Annotated in this window: 10 protein-coding genes; 6 read left to right on the forward strand and 4 right to left on the reverse strand. The window is 50.6% G+C overall.

All coding sequences use genetic code 11. The features are described from left to right. Positions 1-167: 167 nt before the first annotated feature. The gene (gene petJ / locus ACUVQO_RS21795; RefSeq protein WP_445927923.1) at positions 168-515 is read right to left on the reverse strand and encodes a cytochrome c6 PetJ; all 348 of its coding nucleotides are present in this window, start codon (positions 513-515) and stop codon (positions 168-170) included. A gap of 392 nt (positions 516-907) precedes the next feature. On the opposite strand from petJ, the gene ACUVQO_RS21800 reads away from it, so the two are divergent. The 6 genes from ACUVQO_RS21800 to ACUVQO_RS21825 all read left to right on the forward strand — a co-directional run bounded on the left by ACUVQO_RS21800 (position 908) and on the right by ACUVQO_RS21825 (position 5,616). Beyond that, positions 908-1,327 (forward strand): BlaI/MecI/CopY family transcriptional regulator, encoded by a 420-nt coding sequence (locus ACUVQO_RS21800; RefSeq protein WP_445927924.1) that lies wholly within the window; start codon positions 908-910, stop codon positions 1,325-1,327. Between the two features lie 11 nt (positions 1,328-1,338). Beyond that, a complete protein-coding gene (locus tag ACUVQO_RS21805) occupies positions 1,339-2,172 on the forward strand; it encodes a M56 family metallopeptidase (RefSeq protein ID WP_445927925.1) in 834 nt (277 codons plus the stop codon). An 87-nt stretch (positions 2,173-2,259) separates the two neighbouring features. Next, positions 2,260-3,213: an asparaginase gene (locus tag ACUVQO_RS21810; RefSeq protein WP_445927926.1), complete on the forward strand. Its 954-nt coding sequence runs from the start codon at positions 2,260-2,262 to the stop codon at positions 3,211-3,213. A gap of 299 nt (positions 3,214-3,512) precedes the next feature. Further along, the gene (locus ACUVQO_RS21815; RefSeq protein ID WP_445927927.1) at positions 3,513-3,692 is read left to right on the forward strand and encodes a CHASE2 domain-containing protein; all 180 of its coding nucleotides are present in this window, start codon (positions 3,513-3,515) and stop codon (positions 3,690-3,692) included. Positions 3,693-3,759: 67 nt separating this feature from the next. Beyond that, positions 3,760-4,368, forward strand: coding sequence for a CHASE2 domain-containing protein (locus ACUVQO_RS21820; protein ID WP_445927931.1), 609 nt, complete (start codon positions 3,760-3,762; stop codon positions 4,366-4,368). A 54-nt stretch (positions 4,369-4,422) separates the two neighbouring features. Then, complete coding sequence (locus ACUVQO_RS21825; protein ID WP_445927928.1) at positions 4,423-5,616, forward strand: diguanylate cyclase domain-containing protein; 1,194 nt, start codon at positions 4,423-4,425, stop codon at positions 5,614-5,616. Here the strand turns inward: ACUVQO_RS21825 and ACUVQO_RS21830 are convergent, their stop codons facing one another. The 3 genes from ACUVQO_RS21830 to ACUVQO_RS21840 all read right to left on the reverse strand — a co-directional run bounded on the left by ACUVQO_RS21830 (position 5,617) and on the right by ACUVQO_RS21840 (position 6,588). Then, positions 5,617-5,913 carry a hypothetical protein gene (locus ACUVQO_RS21830; protein ID WP_445927929.1) on the reverse strand — a complete coding sequence of 99 codons (297 nt, stop codon included), beginning with the start codon at positions 5,911-5,913 and terminating at the stop codon, positions 5,617-5,619. 254 nt (positions 5,914-6,167) lie between these two features. Next, positions 6,168-6,347 (reverse strand): hypothetical protein, encoded by a 180-nt coding sequence (locus tag ACUVQO_RS21835; RefSeq protein WP_445927932.1) that lies wholly within the window; start codon positions 6,345-6,347, stop codon positions 6,168-6,170. After that, positions 6,265-6,588: a hypothetical protein gene (locus tag ACUVQO_RS21840; RefSeq protein ID WP_445927930.1), complete on the reverse strand. Its 324-nt coding sequence runs from the start codon at positions 6,586-6,588 to the stop codon at positions 6,265-6,267. The genes ACUVQO_RS21835 and ACUVQO_RS21840 overlap by 83 nt, the downstream gene beginning before the upstream one ends. Between the last annotated feature and the right edge of the window lie 80 nt (positions 6,589-6,668).

A 6,668-nucleotide genomic window follows, 5' to 3' on the forward strand; every position in this document is an offset into this window, starting at 1 on the left:
CTCCCCGAACCCCTCAATAGTTAAAAAACATAAGAGAGTGAGCACTAGACTCATGGTGAGGAGAATTCGGTGCCAGTTCTGCTGCAAATTAGCGACCTGCTGTTTGAGTGACCGCTGCATTTGATTCTCCTCATGAAGGATTGTTTAGACCTGGGTTACACGATCGCCTACTTCGTCCAACCTTTATCAGCCTGGGCGAGAACGTAGGCAGCTACCGCCTGAATTTCATCTTCTTTCAGGCGGCCTTTGAAAGGAGGCATGGCATTTTTGCCATTGGTGACTTGGTTAATAATGGCGGCTTCGGAATACATGCCAAATTGCTTTAATGTTTCGGCTTTTAGATTCTTGTTGGCCGCAACCACATTGGTGCCGTTGAGATGACAGGCGGCACAATTGGCACTGAAAACTTTTGCGCCTTGAGCCAGAGTATCGCTGGAAGCATCGGCCAGAGCGGGATAAATGCGGATCGCAAACAGGGCGATCGCTAACACCAAAATTGATAACAGCTTTCTCACAATTCCTCCAAAGGTTCGGTGATAAATTTCAGCTAAACTAAGTCCAGCTAGAGAACGGTCGTTTTCCGAGCAAAGAACTAGAGAACTTATGATTCTGGACCTGGACAAGGATTATAAAAAAACCAGCTAAAAAAAGCCAGTAAAAAACCCTTTGAGGGTAAGCCACTGAATGAACTCACCACTGCATTGGGCTGTGTACGTATCAAAAATGACGCTGTAGATTGTTCCCTAATTGTGGAGGGGGGCGATCGCGGGTGTCAAAAGACAGCCCGTCAAACTTCTACTCCCCAATCCCCAACCCCCAGTTCCCAACCCCCAATCCCTATTCCCTTCCTACCAATGTTGGCGTTACTCTAATGGAGAGATAAATAAAACCCTCTAAAATATTACTCATGGCGGCTTTACCGAATCACCGACCGAAACAGCTTTCTCTTGGCCCTCTGCAAGCGGAAATTTTACAGATTGTTTGGGAACTGCAAACCGTGACTGTGAAGGATGTGCATGAGCGAATTCTGGCCGATCCCGGTCGAGAACTGGCATACGCATCAGTCACCACGGTATTGAATCGGTTGACGAACAAGGGGTGGTTGGCCTGTGATAAGCAGGAACGCTGTTTTACCTGGCGACCGTTAATTTCTGAGCAACAGGCTAAAGCGCTACAAGCCTATGAGCAGCTCAACCAGTTTCTGGCAGTTGGCAATCCGGATATTGTGGCCGCTTTTGCCGATAGCCTGGATCAGTCCAGTGTGGAGCAAATTGAAGCGATCGCAGAACGACTCCGAACCCTTCGTAAAGCCAGGCAGGAACAGTAATGCATTTTTTCATGATGGTCCTGGGAGTCACACTGGCGTTATGGGTGCGGTGGCACTGGGTACCATCTGGCGGCAACTGGAATCAGTGCTGGCAGCGAACATTGGGATATTTTTTATTTCCCCCGCTACTACTGGTAATGACGGCTATTTCCATCCTGTGTATGGGGCCATCGGGGCAGATGATGTGGCACCGGGAGGGATGGTTGAGCTACGGGCTGGCGATCGCCTTTCTCCTTTGGACACTCATTCTAGGTTGTAAATTATTCTGGGAAGAACAACAGACGATACAGCAGTTTCGTCAGTATCCGGTGCTCGAGGTGCAGGGTAATTCCGCGCGCGTACTGACCACCTCAGAACTATATAGTGCCCAGGTAGGATTCTGGCAGTCTGAACTGGTGGTCAGCCAGGGATTGCTCGATCGTCTGGATCCAGCCCACCTGGAAGCGGTATTAACCCATGAGCAGGCCCATGCCCACCACCGCGACACCTTCTGGTTTTTCTGGTTAGGCTGGCTACGGCGCATTGCCCTCTGGCTCCCGAATACAGAAGCACTGTGGCAGGAGTTGCTGATGTTGCGAGAACTGAGAGCCGATCGCCGGGCAACTGAACTGGTCGATCCGCTTGTCCTGGCGGAATCCCTGTTGCTGGTCGTGAGTGCCCCCATTATGCAACTGGACTTGTGCGCTGCCTTTAGTTGGGCTAATTCTGGCGATCGCTTAAAGGAGCGGATCGATTTTATTTTGAGTGATTCTGAGGATCCACCATTGCAAGGTCAGCGATCGTCCTGGCTCTGGCTGCTAGTGGTCTTGCTTCCTTTGCTCGTCGTTCCATTTCATGGGGGATAGGGATAATCTCAAACTCAGTATTAGAAAAAACTAAAACCTTTCCAGGAAATTGCTTCATGGAGCCGGACTGATGTTAGAGTCATACCCATGACTAGGGGAAGACGTACACAAGCCGCGGAATTAGAAGTCCGACTTCTACGCGAGGGACTGGTTGAGTCCCAACATCGAGTTCAGGCCGTTGTCTGCGACGATCGCGGTCGCATATTGTCGGTTGCTGGCAGTGCCGAAACAGCAACCTTTGTGCGATCGGCTCTCAAACCATTTCAGGCGCTTGCCGTGACCACCACCGGAACACTGGAGCGGTATGGCTTGAGTGATCGGGATCTGGCCATTATTTGCAGTTCTCATAAGGGCCAGGTGGAACAGACCCGACAAGCCTTTAACATTCTGTGGCGGGCTGATGTCGATCCATCTGCTCTACAATGCCCCATTCCACCTGGTAAAAAAAGTCCACTCGAACACAATTGTTCTGGTAAACACGCAGGAATGCTGGCCGTTTGTCAGCAACGCAACTGGACACTCAACAGTTATCTGCAGCCCAGCCATCCTGTCCAGCAACTCATCTTGCAGAAGATGGCGGAAATTTTGGGGATGCCAGGAGATGAATTTATCAGCGCTCGTGATGATTGTGGCGCACCAACCTATTTCCTGCAGCTCGGACAAATGGCCTCGCTCTATGCCCATCTGGCATCTGGCAATAGCCTGGATATGGAACGAATTGTGCGGGCAATGGTCTATCATCCCTCGCTAATTGCTGGAGCGGGTGAGTTTGATACGGAACTGATGCGTCTCACAGAAGGAGAACTGGTCAGCAAAACTGGGGCAGAAGGAATTCAGTGCATTGGCCGCGTGGGTGAAGGCATGGGGTTGGCGATTAAGGTGATGGATGGGGCCAAACGCGCCAAATATGCGGTTGCCATTCACCTGTTAAAGCAGATGGGCTGGATTACGCCTTCCGTCTCTGAAAGTTTGGCTGAAATGTTTATGGTTTTGGGTGATGTCACCCGACTGGAAGTGGCAGGCGATTTATCCTTACTGTAGAACTGGCATTAATTCACCTATAATTTCATGAACCTTTCGTAAAAACTTCATCCTGGAGCAGCCTTGGACAGGACATTCACTGAGCGACATGCCATGCTGGCAGGTAAGTGTTGTTGCGATCGCAGGTTATTGTCCTAACTGATTCGGGAAATCTTGGGCCTATAATACCCCACTCCCCATGAACTAGCAAGGCTCTCACACATGGCACTATGCGATTGGACAAACGCCGACCAAAGCTCTGGGCTGTTCTTAAGCAAAAACTCCAGGGTGAGTGGAGAGTTACGGTAACGTCCCTTGGTTTGGCTGGCCTTGTTGTGTCAATTCGCCTGGTGGGACTGTTACAAGTCTGGGAACTGGCCGCCCTGGATCAATTGATTCGATTACGTCCCCCCGAGCCTGTAGACGATCGCATCGTCATTGTTGGTGTTGATGAAGCAGATTTGCGAAATGCGGGTCAGTATCCCATGTCTGATCGCTAGATAGCCCGGTTGTTGCAAAAACTGCAAGCAGCCCAACCACGAGCAATCGGGTTGGATATTTATCGATATTCCAGTAGAACCGGGCCATCAGCAGTCGCAGCAGGTTTATCGCAAGTCTCCCAATTTGATTGGCATCAGCCATATTAAAGACGACGACAGCCCAGAAGTTCCGCCCCCTCCTGTGTTGAGAGACACCCGCCAGTATGGGTTTAACAATGTGGTGCTGGATCCTGATAATACGGTGCGGCGCGGACTGCTGTATTGGAAACCGCATGATCATCGGGCGGTGCTGCCCAGTTTTGCGCTGTCCCTGGCTTTTTTATATTTATCAGCAGAGGGAATTCGACTGATCGCCGCTCCCTCTGGAGAAATGCAATTAGGGAAGGCTTTGTTTTATCGGTTCACTGGGGATGATGGAGGATATGTATTAACTGATAGCGGCGGCTACCAAATCTTGTTGAATCCCCGTGGCCCAGCCAATACCTTTCGCCGCGTCACGATGACAGAGGTGATGCAGGGTAGGGTTCCGGCAGCCGCTTTGCGCGATCGCATTGTGTTAATTGGCTATACCGCCGTCAGTCTGAATGATTTTGCCAATGTCTCTTACAGTAGTCGTTTAGTCGGGCCACCTCAGCCTGTCCCTGCTGTTGAATTACAGGCCAACATTATCAGCTAGATCCTGGGGGCTGCGACAGATGGCCGGGTTCTGTTCCAATCCTGGCCAGAACCGATGGAATGGCTGTGGATCGGAGCTTGGGCCTGGTTAGGAGGAATACTTTGCTGGCGGGTACGATCTCTGTATCGGTCTACTGTGACGATTATCGTAGCCGGACTCAGCCTGGTGGCGATCGGCTACGCAGCCTTACTCGTGGGCTGGTGGATTCCCACCGTTTCTCCCGCCCTGGCAATAGCTATTTCTGCGATCGCCACGATTGCTTACATTGCCCGCCGTCAAGAAGAACTGCAGCGATCCAAAGAATTCCTCCAAACAATTATCAACACGATTCCCGACCCCATTTTTGTCAAAGATCAACAGCATCGGTGGGTTGTTTTGAACGCTGCCTTTTCCAGGTTTTCCGGGTATCCTCTGGCTGACCTGCTAGAACGATCGGACTACGAGGTGTTTCCCACAACTGAAGCAGATATTTTTTGGCAGCAGGATGAGCTAGTCTTCAAAACCGGACAAGAACATCACAACGAAGAAGCTTTTACAGATCGAAGTGGTTTTACTCACCAGATTGAAACCAAGCGATCGCTTCACAAAGATGCGGCAGGTAACCTGTTTTTAGTCGGCATTATTCGAGACATTACTCACCGCAAGCAACTGGAAGAGGAACTGAAGCGCACTACAGCAGAACTAGTTCGCTCTAATACAGAACTGCTGCAGTCCGCCAATCATCTCAGCCACCTGGCTAACCACGATTCCCTTACAGGGCTGCCAAACCGCAAGTACTTCTATGAGCATCTGGAACAGGCGATCGACCGGGCCCAAGATAGTCAGCAATTAGTCGGTTTGCTATTTCTGGATCTGGATGGCTTTAAGCAGATCAATGATATGTTGGGGCATGACATGGGCGATGCCTTACTGAAAGCAGTTGCCCGTCGCCTCACGGGATGTTTGCGGAGTAGTGACACCGTGGCCCGTCTGGGAGGGGATGAATTTACCGTGATCCTGCCTGCCGTTCCCAGTGCCGAGGATACCATTCGCGTGGCTGAAAAGGTACTGTTTACCCTTTCTCAAACCTTTGTGATTCAAACCCACACTATTATGGTGACCAGCAGTGTGGGAATCAGTTTGTTTCCTACCCATGCCCAGGATCTGGAGGATTTAGTCAAAGAGGCCGATAGCGCCATGTATCGGGCCAAACAACGGGGCAAGAACTGTTATGAAATAGCCCATCGGTCACGAACCATTAATCCGTAGTCAGGATCTGTACCGTCCCCAACGCAGGAATGTGGTCAGTACATAGATGACGATCGCAGAACCCACGATTGCTGGAACAATAGGCACATTCTTAATATGCCAGTTTAGAAAGTCGTAATTCACCCCGTATTCGACTTTCAGTAAGCGATAGCCAATTTCGCCGATCCATACACCGATCAAACCCACAATCACCAGACCCCAAAATTTTCCGGGAACCTCACGCGGAATCAGCATATTGCCGACAACGCCACAAAAGACTGCGATCGCCAACTGAACCACCAGATGAGATAAGTCCATGAAGCCCTCTTACCAGTTGAGAAAAATGCGATAACGAAGCTGCACCTAACCGATCAAGAAATTATTTATACTTTAACGTCAAAATCCAGACGGCATCCGGACATCCTTAACGTCCTTAAATTGTTGAAATTGTTGCCTCATCTGGGTAACTCTTGGGTTATCTGTTGGCTCATCAGCTGGCACCATCGATTGACTCTTACTCCTTGCCCTGACGGCAACAAAGCCCCATGATGACTCCAAATAGCCAGATGAGATCAATTGGTTTGTCGGAGGGCTTGCAGGGCGATCGCGATTTCTGGCGGAACGGAGGTAAACCGAATGGCAAACCGATGAGCCGATTCATCCACCTGTTTAATGACCTTGGCGTACAGATCTCCGGATAACTGGGTGCGATCGACCCCTGGTGACATCCTCCCGACACCAATGCTTTGCATACAGTGCGGGCTTCCCAAGATCGCTCTTGAGCATTCCTGCCCCGCGCCACTTATCTAGGTCATAGACCCCCGACAGACCGACTTGACAGGCTGTTTCCGTTCCCCAGAGTCCCTGGGTTACTCCATTCTCTAATCCACGATGCAAAACCATCTCCGCTGCGGCATGATCCCGATGAGTCCGATATCCACACTCAGGGCAATGATGTTCTCTATTCTCCAACCCCTTGCTGACAGTGGCCAAGCACTTGGGGCAGGTTTGGCTGGTTCCGCTCTGCGTTGCAGCAATTTCAGCTTGCGGTGCATCGACATGAAGAACTTAGG

The sequence above is a fragment of the Leptodesmis sp. genome (assembly GCF_052746595.1).

Bases quoted from the DNA above. Each gene is read 5' to 3' on its own strand.
- ACUVQO_RS21800 (WP_445927924.1), top strand. From the start codon at position 908: ATGGCGGCTTTACCGAATCACCGACCGAAACAGCTTTCTCTTGGCCCT.
- ACUVQO_RS21805 (WP_445927925.1), top strand. From the start codon at position 1,339: ATGATGGTCCTGGGAGTCACACTGGCGTTATGGGTGCGGTGGCACTGG.
- ACUVQO_RS21810 (WP_445927926.1), top strand. From the start codon at position 2,260: ATGACTAGGGGAAGACGTACACAAGCCGCGGAATTAGAAGTCCGACTT.
- ACUVQO_RS21825 (WP_445927928.1), top strand. From the start codon at position 4,423: ATGGAATGGCTGTGGATCGGAGCTTGGGCCTGGTTAGGAGGAATACTT.
- ACUVQO_RS21830 (WP_445927929.1), bottom strand. From the start codon at position 5,913: ATGGACTTATCTCATCTGGTGGTTCAGTTGGCGATCGCAGTCTTTTGT.
- ACUVQO_RS21835 (WP_445927932.1), bottom strand. From the start codon at position 6,347: ATGCAAAGCATTGGTGTCGGGAGGATGTCACCAGGGGTCGATCGCACC.